Consider the following 20,871-nt stretch of genomic DNA (forward strand, 5'->3'; position numbering starts at 1 on the left):
GGGGTGCATGATCCGTTTTGGCGGGTTGTGTGCCCCACCATTTTTTTGTTTCCCACAAACACACCACGGGTGTGACCAGCCACATATCGAGTGGAACGGCAAGGGCGAGCTGTGCCGAACACCGCGGCGTGGTCAGGGCTTACCGAAGGCGTCGCGACTAGACTGATTCCAAACTTCACAGCGCACCGATAGCACGGGAAGGACACTTATGAGCAACCAGCGACACGGCGGTGACCGCGGAGGTAAGCGGTATGGCGGTGGTGGCCGTGACCGCAACAACCACCGGGGTGGTTCGCGGCGCGGTAAGGGTGGGCCTTCGAACCCTGGATATCGTGGCGGTGGCCGCAGCGACAGTTATCGGTCGCGCGAACGGTTCGACGAGCGTTCGAGCGAGGCGCGGGGGAAGGACCACTCTCGCGGCAGCGGGAAGTACCGTGACCGTCGGGAGGATCGCGACTATCGCGACCGATGGGACGACCGCAGTAAGCGCGGTTACCGTGATCGCCGGGATGACCGCGGTAGTCGTGACTACCGCGACCAGCGTGATCAGGGCCGAGACGGACGCAGACGTCGATACGATGACGACCGTCGATACAGCACCGACCGTGATAATCGCCCGAAACGAAACCGTGGCGACTGGCAAGAACGCGACAAGCGAAGCGGTGGGGGCGGAGACTACCGCGGCCGATCAGACCGCCCACGAAATGAGCGTGGCGAGCGCCGCTATAACGACCGAAACTTCGACCGTGACCGAAGCGGTGGACGCAGCCACCGGCCAGAGTCGAAACGCGGTGGAGCCGAGCCGCGACGCGACTTCAGCTCGCGTCCACATGAACTGCGCGCCATCCGCGAAACTCATATCGACCCTGAGCTTCCCGACGAGATCACCGAGCGCGACCTGCCGATGCGGGCACGTGTCGAGCTCAAAACCCTCAGCCACGAAAACTATGTGACCGTCGCCCGCCACCTGGTGATGGCATCAATGCTGATCGATACCGACCCCGAACTCGCGCACGAGCATGCCCTCAGCGCATCCCGTCGAGGCGGACGGGTGGCGATGGTACGTGAGACGCTCGCAATCACGGCCTATCAAATCGGCGACTACGCGCTAGCGCTGCGCGAACTGCGCACCTATCGGCGCATCTCGGGCCGCGACGACGAGATCGCCCTAATGGTCGATTGTGAGCGCGGGCTCGGCCGTCCCGATCGGGCAATCGAACTCGGACAGTCGGTTGACCGCTCGAAACTTGATACCCAGCAGCAGGTGCTGCTGGCGATCGCCATGTCGGGCGCTCGGCTCGACCTGGGTGAAATCGAACTTGCTCGAGCTGAACTCGAAATCCCACAGCTTGATCGCACCCGTGCGTTCAGCTACTCGCCGGCACTTTTCCGCGCGTACGCAACAGTGCTCGACGAGCTCGGCGACAGCGAAGCCACACTGTGGGAATCGGCAGCCGATCGGGCCGAGGCCGCGCTGATAGCTGCCCAACACGATGAGTTTGAGACGGTCACGATCATCACTGAACGTCTCGAAACCGAACCCGACAAAGAGCCGGCGACGCCACTTGCCGAAGAATCGGTCGAATCGCAGATTCGCGCAGAATACGATGAACTCATCGCCGAAGTTGAACGCGCGGCAACCGACGCCGCGGCCAGCAACGATGCTCCAAAAGCTGACGCCGCCGAAACTATATCCGTCGGCAACTCGGCCCAGACGCTGGCGAACTGCGACCGTGAAGTTACTGAAGCGCCAGCACCGGCTGCGGCAGCACAGACCGAATCGGAGTCGGTACCACCTGAACCCAAGCCGTCATCAAACAGCAAATCTGATGACGACCAACCATCGCTTTTCGACCTCTAGGGGGACCTGCTATGCGGTTGTTTGGAACCAAATCAGACGACCTGCCGGCACCGGCTTCGGCCGCTGACGCGCTGCTTGTCGACCTCGACGGCGTCGTCTATCGCGGCGCGAACGCCGTACCGCACGCGGTTCAAGCACTCAACGCGGCGAGTAAACGAGGTATGCGTGTCGGTTACATCACCAACAATGCGTCACGCACCGACGCTGATGTGGCCGAACACCTGCGCACACTCGGTCTGCACACCGAAGCACAGGACGTGGTCACGAGTCCTCAGGCGGCAGTACGACTACTCAGCGAGCAGGTACCCACCGGCTCTCTGGTGCTGGTTGTTGGGGGAGCCGGCCTCGTCGACGAGCTCGTTAAAGCCGGATACAGGGTCACGCGCCAGGCAGCTGACGAACCCGATGCGGTGCTGCAGGGGTTTGCTCCCGAAGTGAACTGGTTGCAGCTCGCCGAAGCCTCATACGCGCTGCAGCGCGATATCCCCTGGATCGCCACCAACCAAGACTGGACCATTCCCCGTGAGCAGGGCATCGCGCCGGGTAACGGCACGCTCGTGTCGGCGGTGCACACCGCCACCCAGAAAATGGCGCAGGTGGCTGGCAAACCCGAAACCGCGCTATTCACCGCAGCTCAGGAACGGTTCGGTGCTGAGCATCCGCTCATGATTGGTGACCGCCTCGACACCGATATTCGGGGCGCAAACCGGGCGGGCATCGCATCCGTTCTCGTGCTCACCGGTATCGACCAGGCCAAGCAACTGTTTGCATCCGGCCCCGAAGATCGACCCGACTACATCATTCGCGACCTGCGCGGTCTCACCGAGACCTACCCGAAGGTGGAATTGTCGGTGCAGCCCGAGCTGGTCGAAGCCTGGGTGCGTAAGTCGCGCGTGGTGCTTGACGGCATCAGCCTGAAGGTGCGCAGTGCCGGCAACAATGAGGTCGATCTCTTGCGAGCGGCCTGTGCGGCAATCTGGAACTCTGACAAAATCATTTACGCGCTCGAAATTCCCCCATCGCTGCTCGAAATGGACTTTTCGGTATGAGTGGCGAAACCTCGGCAAACGCAGGCCACGATTTCACCGCAATTGAGCAGCTGCCGCTGCCAGAACGAGCTGCCGCCTATAGGCAGCAGCTCGAACAGCTATCACGCGCGCTCGACGACGTCGATGAGCCACTCGATTTCGACGAGCTCGAACTCGCAGAGGATGCGCGCGAGCATGCCTGAACGACTCGACCACGCACTCGCCAGCCGCAGCCTGTGTCGTAGCCGCACCGCTGCAGCGCGCAGCATTGCGGCCGGTCAGGTGCGCGTCAACGGACGCCTCGCCACCAAACCAGCAATGCCGGTTGTCGAAACCGACCAGATTGAAGTGGTTGCCGGGCCCGGCTACGTGTCGCGGGCGGCGCAGAAACTGCTTGCCGCTGCCGAAGCGTTCGCGCTCGATATTTCGGGGCGTGCGGTGCTCGACCTGGGAGCATCTACGGGCGGGTTCACACAGGTGCTGCTCGAACGCGGGGCGCGGGAAGTGGTGGCACTGGATGTGGGCCACGGGCAGCTCGATGCGCTGCTGCGGGCTGACACTCGAGTTACCGTGGTTGAGGGTGAGAACGCACGCTATCTCACTGAGCCACGCCTCGCCAGTTGCATCGCCGCAGCGCGGGGCGAACGCGAACCGCTCACCGCGCATGAGCTCACGGCAGTGGTGGGTGACCTCTCATTCATTTCGCTGCGGCATATTCTGCCAGCAGCTCGCGCATCACTACCCGCGCTGAACTGGGCGGTGTTGCTGGTGAAACCGCAGTTTGAGGTGGGGCGCAAGTTTGTTCGCGGCGGTATCGTGACCGATGCTGAAATAGCTGCCGACGCGACAGCCGACGTGGTGCGGGATGCGCTTGAGCTCGGCTTTCGGGTGCGGGGGTTTCAGCCCTCACCGATCACCGGAACACACGGCAACCACGAATACTTGCTGTGGCTGCAGCTGCCGAACGAGGCAGACGCGGCGCAATACCCGGTTCGGGGTGCAGTGGCCAGCTTGGCTGCGAGACAATCGCATGATGAGATCGATATCGCGCAGATTCGCGAAACAGTGGTGAAAGGGAACTCATGACCGCAACAACACCGTCGGCCGACACGATGCGGCGGGTTCTGGTGGTCAGCCACTTTGCGCGCGAAGACGCTATCGAATCGGCATTGAACACCATGGAGATGCTCGCAGCCGCCGGAGTCATCCCAGTGATTGAGCGAGAGACTCCCGAAGTGCTCGGCGTCGAAGAACGGTTGCGGCTGCCGAAGTCGGCGCAGCTGCTTGAAGTCGACTGCTCGATCGAGCAGTGCGAGATCGTGATCGTGCTCGGTGGTGACGGTACGATTCTGCTGGCTGTCGAGCTGGCGCGCGCGGCCGATGTGCCGGTGCTCGGCGTGAACCTGGGGCATGTGGGCTTCCTCGCCGAAAGCGAGAAAGACGTGCTCAGCACGGTTGTTGAACGTGTGATCGACCGTGAATATGACGTTGAAGAGCGGCTGACGGTCGAGTTTGTCGCCGAAACCGAAACCGGTGAACGATTTACCGGCTGGGCGCTCAACGAGGTCAGTGTAGAAAAAGGCAACCGTGAGCGGATGCTTGACGCCGTGATTGAAGTGGACGGTCAACCGCTTTCGAGTTTCGGCTGTGATGGCGTCTTGTTCGCCACCCCGACAGGCTCAACCGCCTACTCGTTCTCATCGGGCGGGCCGGTGGTGTGGCCGCAGGTGGAGGCGCTGCTATTGGTACCGGTATCGGCGCACGCACTGTTTGCGCGGCCGCTGGTTACCGCACCCGACTCGACTCTCGGCGTGGAGGTGTACACGCGCGACGGATCTGATGGGGTCATCTGGTGTGACGGGCGCCGCAGTCACACTGTGCCCTCGGGCACACGGATTACCGTGACGCGTTCAGTGCAGCCGGTGCGATTGGCGCGGTTGCATCAGGTGCCGTTCACCACCCGATTGGTGAAAAAGTTCCAGCTGCCGATCGTGGGTTGGCGAGGTCCACGCTAGTGCTTACTGAACTCGAGATCCGCGGCCTCGGCGTTATCGACAGCGCACAGCTGCCGCTATCGGCAGGTTTTACGGCGATTACCGGTGAGACCGGGGCCGGTAAAACTATGGTGGTGACAGCATTGGGGCTGCTGCTCGGTGGCCGCGGCTCGGCGCAGCTGGTGCGGCAGGGTGCCGACCGGGCACGGGTAGAGGGGCGCGTGCTTGTTGCCGCACACGGCGAAATCGCCGCCCAGGTTGACGAGTCGGGTGGCGAACTGGATATTGCGTCGACAACCGAAGGCGCGCATCCCGAAGCAGAGCTGGTATTGGCTCGCCAGGTGCTCGAGAACGGCCGCTCTCGTGCCTGGCTCGGAGGCCAGAGCGTACCGGCCGGAAAGCTCGGCGAAGTGGGTGCTCAGCTGGTTGCCGTGCACGGGCAGTCGGAACAGTTGCGGCTGGCGCAAGAACCGGTGCAGCGTGCCGCACTCGACGCTTTCGGTGGCAGTGAACTACTGGGCGTGCGGGATGTCGTAGCCGAGCGCTTTGATCGGCTGCAGCAGCTGCGTGGTGAATTGCGCGAACTGCAGGATGCAGCCGAAACCCGAGCCGTGCAGCGTGAACAGCTGCAGCTGCTCATCGATGAGTTTGAGCAGGTAGATCCGCAACCGGACGAAGATCGGCAGTTGCTGGCCCGCATCGAGCGGCTGTCGAACCGTGAAGAGTTGCGCGCACTGATGGGCGAGGCGCACGAACTGCTGGCCGGTGAGGAGCATCCGGGCGGTAGCGTGCGCGAGCTCAGCCGCACCATCACCACCCGCATTGAACGGGCGTACCGTTCGGACGGCTCGCTCGACACCACTGTTGAAGCGGCAAACGACCTGGTTTTTGCGGTTGAAGACCTCGCCACGCGCTTGGCTGGCTACCTCGCTGATCTGGATGTGGAGGGAATCGGCGAACTCGCTTCACTCAACGACCGATTGGCGGCGATAGAGTCGCTGAAAACCCGCCATCGAGTCGGCCTCGAAGAGCTGCTAGAACAATATGCTGCCGCCGGTGCGCGGCTTCTGGAACTCGCCGGTGACGACCAGCGCATCCCACAATTGGTGGCACAGGTGAGCGAGCTTGAAAGCGAACTGGCCGATGCTGCCAGTCGGCTGACCGAATTGCGTCGACAGGCGGGTGATGAGCTTGCCGCGCGGGTCACCGAAGAGCTGCACGCCCTGGCGATGCCAAACGCGAAACTCTCGGTGGCGATCACCACCGAGCAGGAGATTCGTCGGCAGGGGCAAGACCGTGTCTCGCTGCTACTGGCACCGCATCCGGGTGCCGCACCGGCACCGCTAGCCACCAGCGCATCCGGTGGTGAACTCAGCCGTGTGATGCTGGCGCTCGAGGTGGTGCTCTCGGCAGCGAACCCGGTGCCGACGCTCGTGTTCGACGAGATCGATGCCGGCGTGGGTGGGGCCGCGGCGCTTGAAATTGGTGCCCGGCTGCAGCGCCTGGCCGCCACCCGACAGGTGATTGTGGTCACCCACCTCGCGCAGGTGGCGGCGTTTGCCGATCAACATCTGCGAATCGAGAAAACCACCGACGGGCAGGTGACCACCTCGTCGATCCGACCGCTCGACAGCGAGGGAAGGGTGGCTGAGATGACGCGATTGCTCTCGGGGCTGCCCGAGTCTGAATCTGGCCGCGAGCATGCAAAAGAACTGCTTCGCCGCGCCGCCGAGACCGCTGCCGCTGACTGAGACGTGCGATAGTATTAAACCCCGTGAATGACTCAGTTGCAGCCCCCGTCACGGGCCACCAGAACGCTGGCACCGAGGCGCTCGCCCCGGTCAAACAGATCTTCGTCACCGGTGGTGTTGTTTCTTCCCTGGGCAAGGGGCTGACCGCGGCCTCGCTCGGTAATCTGTTGACTGCGCGCGGGCTTCGAGTGGTCATGCAAAAGCTTGACCCCTATCTCAATGTCGACCCGGGCACGATGAACCCGTTTCAGCACGGCGAGGTGTTCGTCACGAACGACGGCGCCGAAACCGACCTCGACATTGGCCACTATGAGCGTTTTCTCGACGTGAACCTGAGCGCCGCCGCGAACGTCACCACCGGGCAGGTGTACTCGACGGTCATCGCCCGTGAGCGCCGCGGCGAGTTCCTTGGCGACACCGTGCAGGTCATCCCGCACATCACCGACGAGATCAAGCGCCGGATGCGGCTGCAGGCCAGCGAAACCCCGCGTCCGGACGTGATCATCACCGAGGTTGGCGGCACGATCGGCGATATCGAGTCGCAGCCGTTTATCGAGTCGGCGCGGCAGATTCGGCACGAACTCGGTCGCAACAATGTGTTCTTCGTGCACGTGTCGCTCGTACCGTTCATGGGTGCCTCGGGTGAGCAGAAAACCAAGCCCACGCAGCATTCGGTGGCGGCACTGCGCTCGGCCGGTATTCAGCCCGACGCGCTGGTGCTGCGAAGCGACCGTCCGGTAACCGAGTCGAACCGCGCCAAGATTGCGCTCATGTGTGACGTCGATGAGGATGCGGTGGTCAACACCCCCGATCTCTCATCGATCTATGACATCCCGGCGACGTTGCGCGAGCAGGGGCTGGATGAGGTGATCATCCGTCAGCTCAACCTCCCGGTGCGTGAGTTTGACTACTCCAGCGGTTGGCAGCAGCTGCTGGATGTGGTGCACAACCCCAAACACACCGTCACGATCGCGCTCGTGGGTAAGTACATTGATCTGCCCGATGCCTATCTCTCGGTTGCCGAGGCGCTGCGTGCCGGTGGGTTCGCCAACCAAGCCAAGATCGACCTGCGCTGGGTGGCGGCCGATGACTGCGCCACACCCGAGGGTGCAGCCGCACAGCTTTCGGACGTGGACGGTGTGTGTGTGCCAGGCGGATTCGGTATCCGCGGTATCGAGGGCAAACTTGGTGCGCTGCGCTACTGCCGCGAAAACAAGATTCCGCTACTGGGGCTGTGCCTCGGGTTGCAGACGATGGTGATCGAGTATGCGCGGAATGTCGCCGGCATCGAAGACGCTTCCTCGACCGAGTTTGACCCCGAAACTCCGTCGCCGGTGGTGGCAACGATGGAAGAACAGATCGCGATTCTCGGCGACGGTGACCTCGGCGGCACTATGCGCCTGGGCACCTATCCCGCGGTGCTCACTGAAGGGTCGGTGGCGGCTGAAACATACGGCAGCACCGAGGTGGAAGAGCGTCACCGTCACCGCTACGAGGTGAACAACGCCTACCGCGAGCAGCTCACCGAAGCTGGACTGCGCTTCTCTGGCACTTCGCCTGACGGCAAACTCGTCGAGTTTGTTGAGTTGCCGGCAAACGTGCATCCCTTCTATGTGGCCACCCAGGCACATCCCGAGCTGAAATCGCGACCCAACCGCGCGCATCCACTCTTTGCCGGGCTCGTGGCGGCAGCGCTTGAGCGTCAGCGCGCCAGCCGACTCGTGGAGATCGACGATACCGATATCGAAGACTAGCCATGCAGATCATCGATTCTGGTGCCGTTGCTGACCAGCCGCAGTCGTATCCGGTCACCGCAACCGGGATGCTCCATCACGGCTGGGTGTGGAACGTGGTGTCAGAAACGTTTCGCTATGGCGATGAAGAACTCACCCGCGAGTTCATCGCGCATACCGGTGCGGTGGCGGTGTTGGCACTCGATGAACACGATCGGGCACTGCTTTTGCAGCAATACCGTCACCCGGCTCGCAGCCGCGACTGGGAACTGCCGGCGGGACTGTTGGATGCACCGGGTGAAGATCCACTGGCTGCGGCGAAGCGGGAGCTGGCTGAAGAGGCCGATCTGCAGGCATCCGAGTGGTATTTGCTACTTGATTTTTGGACCTCACCGGGCGGTTCTAACGAATCGATCCGTATCTATTTGGCGCGCGGGTTGCAACCGGCCGCCGAGGCATTTGATCGGCAGGCAGAGGAAGCCGATATTCGTCTCGCCTGGGTTTCGCTCGACGAGGCCATCGAACGTATCTTTGCGGGCCAGTTGCACAACCCCGCAGCGCTGCAGGCGATCTTCGCCGCCAACGAGTCGCGGCGACAGCACTGGGCGACGCTGCGGCCGGCCGACACCCCTTGGGATACGCGCCCGGAAGCACAGGCGGTGCTGCCTCGTGCGATTGCCGGCGGGCGGCGAGCCTGACCGTGCAGCGGCTGACGCTCGACCGTGAAATCGAACAGTATCTGCGTCATGTCACCATCGAACGTGGGCTGTCAAACAACTCGATTGCCGCCTACCGACGCGACCTCACCCGCTACCGCGATTGGCTTGTCGAGCAGCAGATAACCGCACTGGTAGAGGTTGCCCCGGCGCAGGTGCAGCAGTTTATTGCCTGGTTGCGCACACCGGCCGCTGAGGGCGGGCTGACATTGGCTGCGAGTTCGGTGTCACGTATCGCGTCGAGCGTGCGCGGCCTGCATCGCTTCGCGCTCGACGAACAGCTGGTGCAATACGACGCCACCGCAGATATTGTGACGCCGAAGCTGCCGTCGCGGCTACCCAAAGCGCTCACGATCGCACAGGTAGAGCAGCTGCTCGAAGCGAGCGGTGGCGACGAGCCGGTGCAGCTTCGTAATCGTGCCCTGCTTGAGCTGCTCTACGCCACCGGCGCTCGGATTTCGGAGGCCGTGGCACTAGACGTCGACGATGTTATCGATCAAGATCTGATTCGCGTTCGAGGCAAGGGCGATAAGCAACGGATCGTACCACTGGGAAGCTATGCGCGGCAGGCACTCGACGCCTATCTGGTGCGCGCCAGGCCACAGTTCGCCGCGGTGGGCAGATCGGGTGGGGCGCTCTTTTTGGGAGTTCGTGGTAAACGGCTCAGTCGCACCGGTGCATTCAACATCCTGCAACAGGTGGCGCAGCGGGCGCGGCTGAGCGAACATGTGTCGCCGCATGTGCTGCGGCACTCGTTCGCAACCCACCTGATGCAGGGTGGTGCCGATGTGCGGGTGGTGCAAGAACTACTCGGGCACGCGTCGGTATCAACGACCCAGATCTACACCCGGGTAACGGCAGACGCGCTGCGTGATATGTACCTCAGCAGCCATCCGCGGGCGCGCAGCTAATTCACGGCTGTGGCGGCTCGGGGTCGGGGGTGAACTTCGGAGGCGGTGCCGGCACGATCGATTCTTCAAACAGTGCCTCGCTGCCGGAATCGGTGGCGGTCATACTGAGCGAGAAATGCATCTGCGACCTGGTGGCTTCGCGTAGCGAAGCGACGCGATCGCAGAACTGCAGCCACTCGTCGGTCGTAATCTCTCGCTCGGCGTGTAGCGCAAGTCGAGGCCAGGTGCCGTTGGTGGTTTCGTATTCGAGCTGCCCGATGGTGACCCAATCGGGCAGCGGCTGGTCGTGCAGCTGCTCGTAGGAAGCAATCACATCTTGTGATAGTGAGCTGATCTCAAGCTGAAACTGCGCGATGCTGTCGGGACCGAACTGAGCCAACCGCATGCGGGCATATTCGAGCTGGTCAACGCTGTCGATAAGATCGGCCCACTGCTGCGCATCGCGTTGCGCGTGCACCACATCGATGCTCGAAGTGGCGCTGAACTCGAACCGCACAAGCGCCACATCGCAACCATCACTAAATAGCTTGGTGAGCAACTGTCCGAGCTGGGCAGGAGAGTAGTTGGTGGTGAGCGTCACCACCACATGGGTGCCGAGCACCACGGTCGAGGAAGGATCTTCGTGCAACTGGCTGATCGAATAGCCGGCAACACCGGGCGCACCTGCAAGTTCGTGATCGATCTGCACGCGATGCTGCTGGGCGAGCACCCGATCATCTTCAACCTGGATGATATTTGGCGTCCCGTACGCCACGGCGCCCGTGGCAAGCACCGCGACAACCGCGCTGAGCGCGCGTGGTAACACGGGGAGCGACCGAGGCATGGTGACAGGGTAGTCGTTGAAGGGGAAAGTTTCGAAACTGTGCTATGCGGCGACCCGGTAAATGACTGCATGAGACATCCCTGCCAGGATGGCACCCGACTGCGACAGGTTCAACCACAGCTTGAAGCCCAATCGCCGACACCCCTGGGGTGGCAGGTGCAACGATCGTCGTCGGCGATAGCATGCCAGCAGCACTCGAGAGTTTTGCAAACCTCAAGCAATGCCGACGGGGCGGAGAGATAGTCCGGCGAACCCGAGGAATATACAGGAGGGCACCGATGGTGAAACCAGACGCTGATATGCCCGAGCTGCCGGGGCTGGAAGTGTCAGAAGCACTGCTGACAGCGGGAACCGAACGCATCAACTATGCCGAAGGCAGTGAACCCGGCCAGATCCGCTCAGCTGAATCGGTATCGACACGGCTCTACAACAAGTTTTCCGACCCCGAACCGCTCGAATCGCATGGGCCGGCACGAGTGATTGCCATGTGCAACCAAAAAGGCGGCGTCGGTAAAACCACCACCTCAATCAACCTCGCCGCCTCGCTGGCGGGCTACGGGCGGCGCGTGCTGTGCGTCGACTTTGACCCGCAGGGCGCACTCTCGGCAGGGCTCGGCATTTCGACACACAATGTGTCGACCATCTATGACCTGTTGATCGGTCGCGAAAACGATCCGCACAATGCGATCCAGCCGACCGACTTTGAAGGCCTTGACGTCATTCCCGCAAACATCGACCTGTCGGCCGCCGAAGTGCACCTGGTCACCGAGGTGGCTCGCGAACAAATACTGGCGAGCCTGCTGCGGCAGGTGGCAGGCGAATACGACGTCATCATCATCGACTGCCAACCGTCGCTGGGGTTACTCACCGTGAACGCGCTCACAGCCAGTCACGGTGTCATGATCCCGCTCGAATGCGAGTATTTCGCGCTGCGCGGGGTGGCGCTGCTGATCGAGACGATCGAAAAGGTGCGCTCACGGCTCAACCCGGCTCTCGAACTCGACGGCATCCTGCCGACCATGTTTGACGGCCGCACCCTGCACGCCCGCGAAGTGCTCGACCGTGTCTACGAAGTGTTCGGCGACAAGGTCTTCGACACCGTTATCGGCCGCACCGTGAAGTTCCCCGATGCATCCGTTGCCGGTGTGCCGATCGTGGCATTTGCGCCAAATCATCCGGCAGCACAGGCGTACCGTCAGCTCGCCCGCGAACTGGTGGCGCGCGGTGCCGCAGCCTGATGCCACTCCGGTCGCCGACGACGGCTCGCTGACTCAACCGAGCCTCGACAGCCCCGATGCATTCCAGGTTTCGCTCGAAGTATTCGAGGGGCCGTTCGATCTGCTGCTGCAGTTGATCGCGAAACACGAGCTCGATATCACCGAGATTTCGTTGTCGAAGGTGACCGATGAGTTCATCAGCCACGTTGCCAGCCTCGAAACTGCGGGCGAACTCGACCAGGCCAGCGAATTCATCGTCGTGGCTGCGACGCTGCTCGATATGAAACTCGTAAGCCTGCTGCCACAGGGTGACTATGTCGATGCTGAGGATGTGGCCGTGTTAGAGGCGCGCGACGTGCTGTTTGCACGGCTGCTGCAATATCGCGCCTACAAAGAAGCCGCAAAGTGGCTGCAGTCGAGGTTCGATGTCGAAGAACACCGGCACGCCCGCACCGTGCCGCTCGAACCGCAGCTGCGGGAACGCGAACCTGAGCTCGTTTTTCCGCTCAGTCTTACCGATTTTGCCGCACTCGCGGCAATCGTGTTCACACCGAAAGCGATTCCCACGGTGGGGCTCGACCACCTGCACGCGCCGCTGGTGTCGATTCGTGAGCAGGCGACCGTTCTGGTGCGTCGATTGCGCGAAAACGGGCCGGCGCCGTTTACCGAACTGGTGGCCGATGCCGACACTCCGGGTGTGGTTATCGCACGTTTTTTGGCGGTGCTCGAACTGTATCGCCGGGCAGTGGTCGCACTCGAACAAGAACAACCGCTTGGCTCGCTTACTGTGAGCTGGCAGGCCGAGCACTGGAGTGACGAAGAACTTGGAACACTGGGAGCCGACTATGAGGGATGAACCAACAGCGGGTTCGGCGGTCAATACCGCAGCCGAGCCGACCGCACCCCGCAACCCCGAGCACACAGTCGATCTTGACCGGGCACTCGAAGCGATTCTATTCATCAGTGATGAGCCGGTGCCGCTGGTTGCCCTGGCAGCGGCGGTTTCGCATCCGGTCGCCAGGGTGCGTGAAGCGATCGCCCGGCTGCGCGCCGACTACGATGGAGAAGAAGGCGGGACGCCGCGCGGTTTCGAACTGCGTGAGGTGGGTGGCGGCTATCGCATGTATGTGCGCAGCGGCTACGAAGATATCGTGGGTGACTTCGTTGCGGTGCAGCAGCCGGCTCGGCTGTCGCAGGCCGCGCTCGAAACACTCACGGTGATTGCGTATCGCCAACCGGTCACCCGATCACAGGTCGCGCAGGTGCGTGCGGTGAACGTCGACTCGGTGGTGCGCACGCTACTTGCGCGCGGACTCATCACCGAGAGCGGTAATGACGCGCACACCGGTGCGATTCTGTATGAAACCACCGAGCTGCTGCTCGAACTGCTCGGAATCAACTCACTGGATGAACTGCCAAAGATTTCACCATTCTTGGATGATGGAAGGGACGGATTTAGTGACTGAGCGTCGTGACGACACCCAGTATTCGAAGGCCGAACGGTCTGCGCACACCGCAGCGGATGCGGGGGAGCTGGCGCAACTGGCTGCCGCAGTGGCCCGAGCCGAGGCCGAGCGTCCAGCCGGCGGCTATCAGCTCAGCGACTTTGACGACATCCCATTCCCGCCCGATCACCGGCCCGCAAATGCGGCACCGGCGCAACAGCTTCCCGAAGGGGTGCGGCTGCAGAAAGCCCTCGCCCACGCGGGGGTGGCCAGCCGCCGCGTATGTGAACAGCTCATCACCGCGGGGCGAGTGAAAGTGAACGGCTCGGTGGTCACCGAACTCGGCACCCGCATCGATCCCGAACACGACCGCGTGGTCGTCGACGGCACACCCGTTCAGCTCGACCAAACCAAGCGGTATCTCATTTTGAACAAACCCGTGAAAGTGGTCTCGTCGATGCATGACGAGCACGGCCGCCGTGATCTGCGCGAGTTCACCGAACAGTATCCCGAACGGCTCTACAACGTGGGGCGTCTCGACTACGAAACCAGTGGCCTGCTCATCATCACCAATGATGGTGAGCTCGCGCATGTGCTGGCGCACCCCTCATTCGGGGTGTCAAAGACCTATGTGGCCAAGGTCGATGGCCGGATGCCGGCCGCCGCTGTTCAACAGCTGCGTGACGGGGTCGAACTTGAAGACGGGTTTATTCGCGCCGATTCGGCACGGATTCTCGCGGGCGGTTCGTCAGCTAAATTGACGCTCGTTGAGATCACCCTGCACTCGGGCAAAAACCGTATTGTGCGTCGGATGCTCGCGCATGTGGGCCATCCGGTGCGTGAACTCGTGCGTCGCAGCTTCGGGCCGCTGCATCTGGGCACACTGCGCCAGGGCGAGATCCGCGAATTGACGGCGGATGAACTCGGCGAACTACTGCGCCTAGGAAGCGGTGAACCAGACGATAACACCGCCACACAACAACGTAACAATCGCGGCTCCGATGGCGGCCAGCACTATCGCAACAAGAACACCGGTCGCGGTCACGGTTCGCATCCACGCAGCAAAAGCGGCGGCACCCGCGGCGGACACGCTCGCGGCGACCGCAACGGCAAGCCGAAAAGCCGGCGCGGTAACCCGCGCGGTCAACAGCGTCGCGACGGTCATGGCGATGGCCAGCGCAGGGGAGGGAAACGATGAATAGCGTTCGGGCGCAGGCACCGGTGCGCACCGTATCACCGGTGCTCGTAGTTGGTACGGGGCTGCTTGGCACCTCGATCGGGTTGGGGCTGCGGCGACTCGGTGTGGATGTGCTGCTGCGCGATCTGTCACCAACGGCAATGCGGCTCGCCGCCGACTACGGGGCCGGTCGCATCGCCCCAGCTGAAAGTGCAGCCGAGGCAAAGCCCGAAGACATCCCGCGCCTTGTGGTGGTGTGTGTACCACCCGACGCGGTCGGTGCTGTCGTGCTCGAACAGCTGCACAAGTGGCCGAATGCCATCGTCACCGATGTTGCCAGCGTCAAGACGCTGCCGCTCGAAGTGGTGCGTGGCGGCGGAGGGGATGTGAGCCGCTATGTGGGATCGCATCCCATGGCCGGCCGCGAAACCGGCGGGCCGCTCTCGGGCCGTGCCGATCTCTTTCTTGGCCGGCCGTGGGTCATTGCCAGCAACCCCGAAACTACGGTCGAATGCCTGCAAGAGGTTGAGGGGTTGGCGCTCGATTTAGGCGCCAGCGTCGTCAACCTCACGGCGGAAGACCACGACGAGGCGGTGGCGCTCATCTCGCATGTGCCGCAGCTGATGTCGAGTGTGATGGCGGCACAGTTGCTCGGCGACGATCTGGATGCCGCCAGCCTCGCCGGCGGGGGACTGCGCGACGTCACTCGCATTGCGGCTAGCGACCCGACCATGTGGAACCAGATTCTGGCGGCGAACGGTTCGCGAGTGGCTCGTATCCTGCGCAGCGTAGCTCACGATATTGGCACGCTCGCCGACGCACTCGACGATATTGAAGCCGAGGGCGCTCGTCGCGTGGTTGCCGACCAGATGCAGGCCGGTAACGAGGGCGTCTCGCGCATCCCCGGCAAACACGGTTCGCGTCGCACCTACGCCTCGGTGACCGTGATGGTCGACGACCGTCCCGGCCAGCTTGCGCGGCTCTTCAACGAAATTGGCGAGGCCGATATCAACGTTGAAGAGATCATGCTCGAACACTCACCGGGCGCGAACCTCGGCCTGGTCGAAGTGTGGGTGCTGCCCGAGGCACGCCAGCGCCTGGTTGATGAGCTCGACAGTCGCGGCTGGCGCGTGGCACAGTAACCGAACGACCTGACCCCGCCCGGCCCCACAAAGGAGACACGTTGTCAAACCACCTGATTGTCGCGATCGACGGCCCGTCTGGCTCGGGTAAGTCGACGGTTTCGCGCGCCGCGGCACAGCAGCTTGGCTGGCATCTGCTCGACACCGGTTCGGTGTACCGGGCACTCACCTGGTTCGCGCTCGACCGGCAGATAGACCCCGCCGACCAGGAGGCCGTGGTGGCGCTTTTGCCCGAGTTTTTTGCGCAATGGCGGCTCTCACTCGAGCCCGACGAGCGCTGGGTGTGCATCGGTGACACTGACATCACCGAGGCCATTCGCGAAACGCGCATCTCAGAGCTTGTCTCGGCCGTCGCCACCAACTTGCGGGTGCGTGCTGCGGTCAACGAACGATTTCGACAGACTCTGCATGAGGATGAAGCCGGCGGCATTATTGCTGAGGGACGCGACCTCACTACGGTGGTGGTTCCTGACGCGCCGCTGCGCATCCTCATCACCGCCAGCGAAGCCGAACGCATCCGTCGCCGTCAGGCAGAGCGTGCTGCCGACAATGCTGAGCGGGTGGCGGCCACCATTAGCGAACGGGATGCTCGCGACGCCACAGTGGCGAACTTCACCAGCGCCGCCGACGGGGTCGTCGAACTCGATACCACCAACCTGACACTCGAGGCCGCGATTGCGGCCGTGATCGATCTCATCCGAAAGGCACAGCAATGAGCGACCAGCACAACCCAATGGCACCGCTCGGTGACCCCGAGGGCCCGCGCGAACGCACTCCCTACCAGCCCGAGCTGGTTGCCGACGATCGTGACATCGAGGTGCACTACGCCGAAAGTGCCGAAGACTTTGTGGAACGTGTGACAGCCATCGACGACGACCTCGCCGACCAGCGCGCCGAAATGTTGCGGCAGGGGCTGCACGACTATGAACTCGACGACGATGATCTCGCCATGCTCGAGGCCGACGCATCCGGCCAAGACAGCGTCTACTATCTACCGGCGCTGCCCGTGCTGGCGGTGGTGGGGCGCCCGAACGTGGGCAAGTCGGCACTGGTTAACCGTATCCTCGGACGCCGCGAAGCGGTGGTAGAAGACGTTCCGGGCGTCACTCGCGACCGGGTCAGCTATCGCGCCGAATGGGGCGGGCGCGGATTCACCGTTGTCGACACCGGCGGTTGGGAACCGGATGCAAAAGGCATCGACCGCTCGGTTGCCGAACAGGCCGAGATCGCCATCGAACTCGCCGATGCGGTGCTGTTCGTGGTGGATGCGAATGTCGGTGCCACGGCCACCGATGAACAGGTGGTGCGGATGCTGCGCAAAACCGACCGCCCGGTGATTCTCGCCGCGAACAAGATTGACGATGTGGTGCAAGAACCCAACGCTGCACCGCTGTGGAGCCTGGGGCTCGGCGAGCCCTGGCCAACCTCAGCGCTGCACGGACGCGGCGTGGCCGACCTACTCGATGAAGTGATGCGAGTGCTGCCACAAGAATCGCAAGTTGCCGAACGCGAGGTTGGTGGTCCACGCCGGGTGGCCATTGTGGGCCGCCCCAACGTGGGTAAATCAAGCCTGCTCAACAAGGCCGCCGGTGAAGAACGGGTGGTGGTCAACGACCTTGCCGGCACCACCCGCGACCCGGTCGACTCGCTCGTTGAGGTGGGCGGCAGGCTGTGGCGATTTGTCGACACCGCCGGTATCCGCAAACGCGTACACCTGCAGCAGGGCGCCGACTTCTACGCTTCGCTGCGCACCGCCACCGCACTCGACAAAGCCGAAGTGGCGATCGTGGTGTTCGATGTCACCGAGCCGCTCGGTGTGCAAGATGTGCGCATCGTCGAGATGGTGTTGCAATCGGGTCGCGCGCTCGTGCTCGCGTTCAACAAGTGGGATCTCATCGATGACGAGCGCCGCTGGCAGCTCGAACGCGAAATCGAACAAGACCTCGTGCATGTGTCGTGGGCCCCACGCGTAAACATCTCGGCACACACCGGACGCCACCTCGAAAAACTTGTGCCAGCGCTCGAAACCGCGCTCGCCTCGTGGGATACCCGCATCCCCACCGGTAAGCTCAACGCCTTCCTCACCGAACTGGCGCAAGAGTTCCCGCACCCGCTGCGCGGCGGAAAGCAGCCACGCATCCTGTTCGCCACGCAGGCACAGACCCGCCCACCCACATTCGTGCTGTTCACCACCGGCTTCCTCGACCCCGGATACCGTCGCTTCATCCAGCGACGCCTCCGCGAAGTGTTCGGGTTTGTTGGCACGCCAATCGTTGTGAATATGCGCGTGCGCGAACGTCGCCGGAAGAAATAAAACTGGGCCGCTAACCGGGTCGCTTGTGATGGGGAAAGCTGCGCGCATCGTTGACTTGGTTGGGTAAGCTGAAAGCAGGAAAAATCGCCGCTGCGGTGCACTTCGCAGTGCCACGACACCCGATGGAGGGACGATCCGATGACCGATCAGTACACCCATGCTCAAACTGAATGGTTTGAACGCGTTGCGGCCGCCGAGCGGGTGATTCCGCTGGTTTCAAAGCTCTACCGCGAACACAATATTGTGACCTCGATTCACGGCCGTCGCCTCATTAACCGCTCGGCGGTCGACGTGATCAAGGCCCACCGCTACGCACGTCGCGTGCAGGGCGACGTGGTGCCCCTCGACCTCACCATCAAACTGCTCGAAGCGCTCTCAGAAATGAACTTCGACACCGCCTCGGTCGACCTCGGTGAGCTCGCCCGCCTCTACCGCGAACAGGGCGGCGACGGCGACATTGCAGCGTTCCTCGCCGAGCAGCTCGCAGAGGTCAAACCCGCCGACGTGAACGGTCAGGGTAAAGACGTTGTGCTCTACGGTTTCGGCCGTATCGGTCGACTGCTTGCCCGCATCCTTATTGAACAGGCCGCCACCGGCCCCGGTCTGCGCCTGCGCGCCATTGTGGTGCGGAAGAACGGTGACGACGACCTCGACAAACGCGCCGCGCTGCTACGTCGCGACTCGGTGCACGGCCCCTTCAACGGCACCATCCAGGTCGACAACGAGAACAACACGATTCTCGCCAATGGCACGCTGATTCAGGTCATCTACTCGAGCGACCCGGCATCGATCGACTACACCCAGTACGGCATCAACGACGCGATCGTCGTCGACAATACCGGCCGCTGGCGCGACGAAGCGGGCCTGTCGCAACACCTGCAGTCGAAGGGTGTTGGCCGTGTGCTGCTCACCGCCCCCGGTAAGGGCGATCTGCGCAACGTCGTGTTCGGCATCAACCACAACGACATCACCGATGACGAGAAGATTCTCTCGGCCGCATCGTGCACCACCAACGGCATCACCCCGACCCTGCACGCACTCGACAAGAAGTTTGGTGTGGTGCGTGGTCACGTCGAAACCGTGCACTCGTTCACGAACGACCAGAACCTCATCGACAACTACCACAAGGCTGCCCGCCGTGGCCGCGCCGCAACTCTCAACATGGTGCTCACCGAGACCGGTGCCGCCAAGGCTGTTGCGAAAGCGTTGCCCGAGTTCGCTGGCAAGCTCACCGGTAACGCCATTCGTGTTCCCACCCCGGACGTATCGATGGCGGTGCTCAACCTTGAGCTCGGCCGTGAAGTGACCCGTGAAGAGGTCAACGACTACCTGCGCGAAGTTTCGCTGCGTTCGAACCTGCGTCAGCAGATCGACTATGTTGAATCGCCCGACATCGTGTCGACCGACTTTGTTGGCCACGAACGCTGCGGCATCGTTGACGGCCTCGCCACCATCGCGAACGGCACCAGCCTCGTGCTCTACGTGTGGTACGACAACGAGTACGGCTACTCGAAGCAGGTTGTGCGCATCATCGAGCACCTCGGTGGTGTGCACCCGGCAGTGCTCCCGCACCGTCGCGACGTGCTCGAGGTCTAATCGCTACGGTTTAGCATCTGGCGGGCTCGGTCTTCGGATCGAGCCCGCCGGTTTTTGGGGGAGCGGCGCGCAGATGCGTGAGTTCAGCGGAAGATTTCGGGCACAGGATGCGCTGTGGGTCATCCTGTGGCCAAAATCTGCCGAGAACCTCCCTCTGTTTCGGTGGCGGCAGCTTTTTGGGCTGCCCGAATCACCTCGATGAGCCGGCCGCGCAGCAGTTGCGACCGCTCGGCATAGTCGCGCTGCCGCTGCACATACTCAGCTTTGCCCTGCGGAGTTTCGATGGCGATGGCGGCAACCCCGTAGTCGCTGACGTCGTAGGGGGAGGCCTGCATGTCGGTCCAGCGGATTTCGCGGGCGAGTTCAAACGTGTCGAGCAGCAAATCGCCCGGCACCAGCGGGCCGAGTTTCATAGCCCACTTGTAGAGGTCCATATTGGCGTGCAGACAGCCTGCCTGATCGAGATCGCACTGGCTGGCTCGGGTGGGCTGGAGCTGGTTGAGGGGTCGCGCATCCGGGGTGAAGAACCGAAAGGCATCGAAATGGCTGCAGTTAATGTCGTGCGATTCAACCACGGCATCAGTGCCCGCTTGGCCCAGTCGTAACGGAATGGGGTGGCGGTGTTCGGCCTGCCGATACACCATCGCCCACTCGTGCAGCCCGAAACAGCTGAAGCGGGGTTGCCGGCCAACGATCGCCTCGCTGAGTGCTTGTATTTGGCGGGCCACGTGCCCGCGGTCGGCGAGGAATGCGGCCGCATCCACCGTCACCGAGCCATGTTTGTCGGCGCGATACCAGCGTTTGTTGGTGTAGTCTTCGGCGTCGTCGAGCGCGGTACCGATGCCCGGATGCCATTTGCGCAGCACCGAGGGACGGTACGAGTAGTAGGTGAATAAGAAATCGTCGATTGCATGGCGGCGACCCGATGCGCGAGCGCTGCGATAGTCAGCCGTGAGCGCATCGGCTCGGCGCGCGTGGTCTGCTGCGAGCTGCCGCCAAGTGGCCGAGTAGAGTCGCTGCGTCATTGTGGTACCAGTTTAGTTGGGGTGGGTGCGTGCTTGCAGATTTTTGTTTCCTGGCCTCGGATTTTTGTTTCCTGAAATCAGAATTTTGGCTGCAAAACAGGGGATTTAGGGCCGGATGGAGGCGAAACAGCCTGTTTT

The 20,871-nt window shown here is 62.6% G+C and carries 18 protein-coding genes and 1 pseudogene; 17 read left to right on the forward strand and 2 right to left on the reverse strand.

The features are described 5' to 3' along the window. The first annotated feature begins 208 nt into the window (after nt 1–208). The 9 genes from RQ865_RS08900 (at nt 209) to xerD (ending at nt 9,994) form a co-directional block, all read left to right on the forward strand. On the forward strand, nt 209–1,861 hold the full coding sequence (locus RQ865_RS08900; RefSeq protein ID WP_311478938.1) for a hypothetical protein: 1,653 nt from the start codon (nt 209–211) through the stop codon (nt 1,859–1,861). Nucleotides 1,862–1,872: 11 nt separating this feature from the next. Beyond that, nucleotides 1,873–2,910: an HAD-IIA family hydrolase gene (locus RQ865_RS08905; RefSeq protein WP_311478939.1), complete on the forward strand. Its 1,038-nt coding sequence runs from the start codon at nt 1,873–1,875 to the stop codon at nt 2,908–2,910. Then, nucleotides 2,907–3,092: a hypothetical protein gene (locus RQ865_RS08910; RefSeq protein WP_311478941.1), complete on the forward strand. Its 186-nt coding sequence runs from the start codon at nt 2,907–2,909 to the stop codon at nt 3,090–3,092. Before RQ865_RS08905 ends, RQ865_RS08910 begins: the two co-directional genes overlap by 4 nt. Further along, nucleotides 3,085–3,975: a TlyA family RNA methyltransferase gene (locus RQ865_RS08915; protein ID WP_311478943.1), complete on the forward strand. Its 891-nt coding sequence runs from the start codon at nt 3,085–3,087 to the stop codon at nt 3,973–3,975. Before RQ865_RS08910 ends, RQ865_RS08915 begins: the two co-directional genes overlap by 8 nt. After that, nucleotides 3,972–4,904, forward strand: coding sequence for an NAD kinase (locus RQ865_RS08920; RefSeq protein ID WP_311478945.1), 933 nt, complete (start codon nt 3,972–3,974; stop codon nt 4,902–4,904). Before RQ865_RS08915 ends, RQ865_RS08920 begins: the two co-directional genes overlap by 4 nt. Beyond that, nucleotides 4,904–6,634, forward strand: a complete 1,731-nt coding sequence (gene recN, locus RQ865_RS08925) for a DNA repair protein RecN (protein ID WP_311478947.1) — start codon at nt 4,904–4,906, stop codon at nt 6,632–6,634. Before RQ865_RS08920 ends, recN begins: the two co-directional genes overlap by 1 nt. Before the next feature lie 98 nt (nt 6,635–6,732). Beyond that, nucleotides 6,733–8,388: a CTP synthase gene (locus tag RQ865_RS08930; RefSeq protein ID WP_311478988.1), complete on the forward strand. Its 1,656-nt coding sequence runs from the start codon at nt 6,733–6,735 to the stop codon at nt 8,386–8,388. Between the two features lie 2 nt (nt 8,389–8,390). After that, nucleotides 8,391–9,065 (forward strand): NUDIX hydrolase, encoded by a 675-nt coding sequence (locus RQ865_RS08935; protein WP_311478948.1) that lies wholly within the window; start codon nt 8,391–8,393, stop codon nt 9,063–9,065. Between the two features lie 11 nt (nt 9,066–9,076). Continuing rightward, nucleotides 9,077–9,994: a site-specific tyrosine recombinase XerD gene (gene xerD / locus RQ865_RS08940; RefSeq protein WP_311478990.1), complete on the forward strand. Its 918-nt coding sequence runs from the start codon at nt 9,077–9,079 to the stop codon at nt 9,992–9,994. 1 nt (nt 9,995) lies between these two features. Here xerD and RQ865_RS08945 read toward each other — a convergent pair whose 3' ends face one another. Then, nucleotides 9,996–10,817 carry a hypothetical protein gene (locus RQ865_RS08945; protein ID WP_311478950.1) on the reverse strand — a complete coding sequence of 274 codons (822 nt, stop codon included), beginning with the start codon at nt 10,815–10,817 and terminating at the stop codon, nt 9,996–9,998. A gap of 278 nt (nt 10,818–11,095) precedes the next feature. On the opposite strand from RQ865_RS08945, the gene RQ865_RS08950 reads away from it, so the two are divergent. The 8 genes and pseudogenes from RQ865_RS08950 to RQ865_RS08985 all read left to right on the forward strand — a co-directional run bounded on the left by RQ865_RS08950 (nt 11,096) and on the right by RQ865_RS08985 (nt 19,708). Beyond that, on the forward strand, nt 11,096–12,055 hold the full coding sequence (locus tag RQ865_RS08950; RefSeq protein WP_311478952.1) for an AAA family ATPase: 960 nt from the start codon (nt 11,096–11,098) through the stop codon (nt 12,053–12,055). Then, nucleotides 12,042–12,890 (forward strand): segregation and condensation protein A, encoded by an 849-nt coding sequence (locus RQ865_RS08955; protein WP_399521826.1) that lies wholly within the window; start codon nt 12,042–12,044, stop codon nt 12,888–12,890. The genes RQ865_RS08950 and RQ865_RS08955 overlap by 14 nt, the downstream gene beginning before the upstream one ends. Then, nucleotides 12,880–13,500 (forward strand): SMC-Scp complex subunit ScpB, encoded by a 621-nt coding sequence (gene scpB, locus RQ865_RS08960; RefSeq protein WP_311478953.1) that lies wholly within the window; start codon nt 12,880–12,882, stop codon nt 13,498–13,500. The genes RQ865_RS08955 and scpB overlap by 11 nt, the downstream gene beginning before the upstream one ends. A 211-nt stretch (nt 13,501–13,711) precedes the next feature. Next, nucleotides 13,712–14,426: pseudogene (locus RQ865_RS08965) on the forward strand (pseudouridine synthase); the annotation flags it as partial. A 247-nt stretch (nt 14,427–14,673) separates the two neighbouring features. Next, nucleotides 14,674–15,798, forward strand: a complete 1,125-nt coding sequence (locus tag RQ865_RS08970) for a prephenate dehydrogenase (RefSeq protein WP_311478956.1) — start codon at nt 14,674–14,676, stop codon at nt 15,796–15,798. A 41-nt stretch (nt 15,799–15,839) separates the two neighbouring features. Beyond that, nucleotides 15,840–16,514, forward strand: a complete 675-nt coding sequence (gene cmk, locus RQ865_RS08975; RefSeq protein ID WP_311478958.1) for a (d)CMP kinase — start codon at nt 15,840–15,842, stop codon at nt 16,512–16,514. Beyond that, nucleotides 16,511–18,112, forward strand: coding sequence for a ribosome biogenesis GTPase Der (gene der, locus RQ865_RS08980; RefSeq protein WP_311478960.1), 1,602 nt, complete (start codon nt 16,511–16,513; stop codon nt 18,110–18,112). The genes cmk and der overlap by 4 nt, the downstream gene beginning before the upstream one ends. 138 nt (nt 18,113–18,250) lie before the next feature. Beyond that, nucleotides 18,251–19,708, forward strand: a complete 1,458-nt coding sequence (locus tag RQ865_RS08985; RefSeq protein ID WP_311478962.1) for a glyceraldehyde-3-phosphate dehydrogenase — start codon at nt 18,251–18,253, stop codon at nt 19,706–19,708. 119 nt (nt 19,709–19,827) lie between these two features. Here RQ865_RS08985 and RQ865_RS08990 read toward each other — a convergent pair whose 3' ends face one another. Continuing rightward, nucleotides 19,828–20,733, reverse strand: coding sequence for a 3-methyladenine DNA glycosylase (locus RQ865_RS08990; RefSeq protein WP_311478964.1), 906 nt, complete (start codon nt 20,731–20,733; stop codon nt 19,828–19,830). Nucleotides 20,734–20,871: the final 138 nt, after the last annotated feature.

This window comes from uncultured Gulosibacter sp. (genome assembly GCF_963509965.1).
Lineage (GTDB): Bacteria > Actinomycetota > Actinomycetes > Actinomycetales > Microbacteriaceae > Gulosibacter.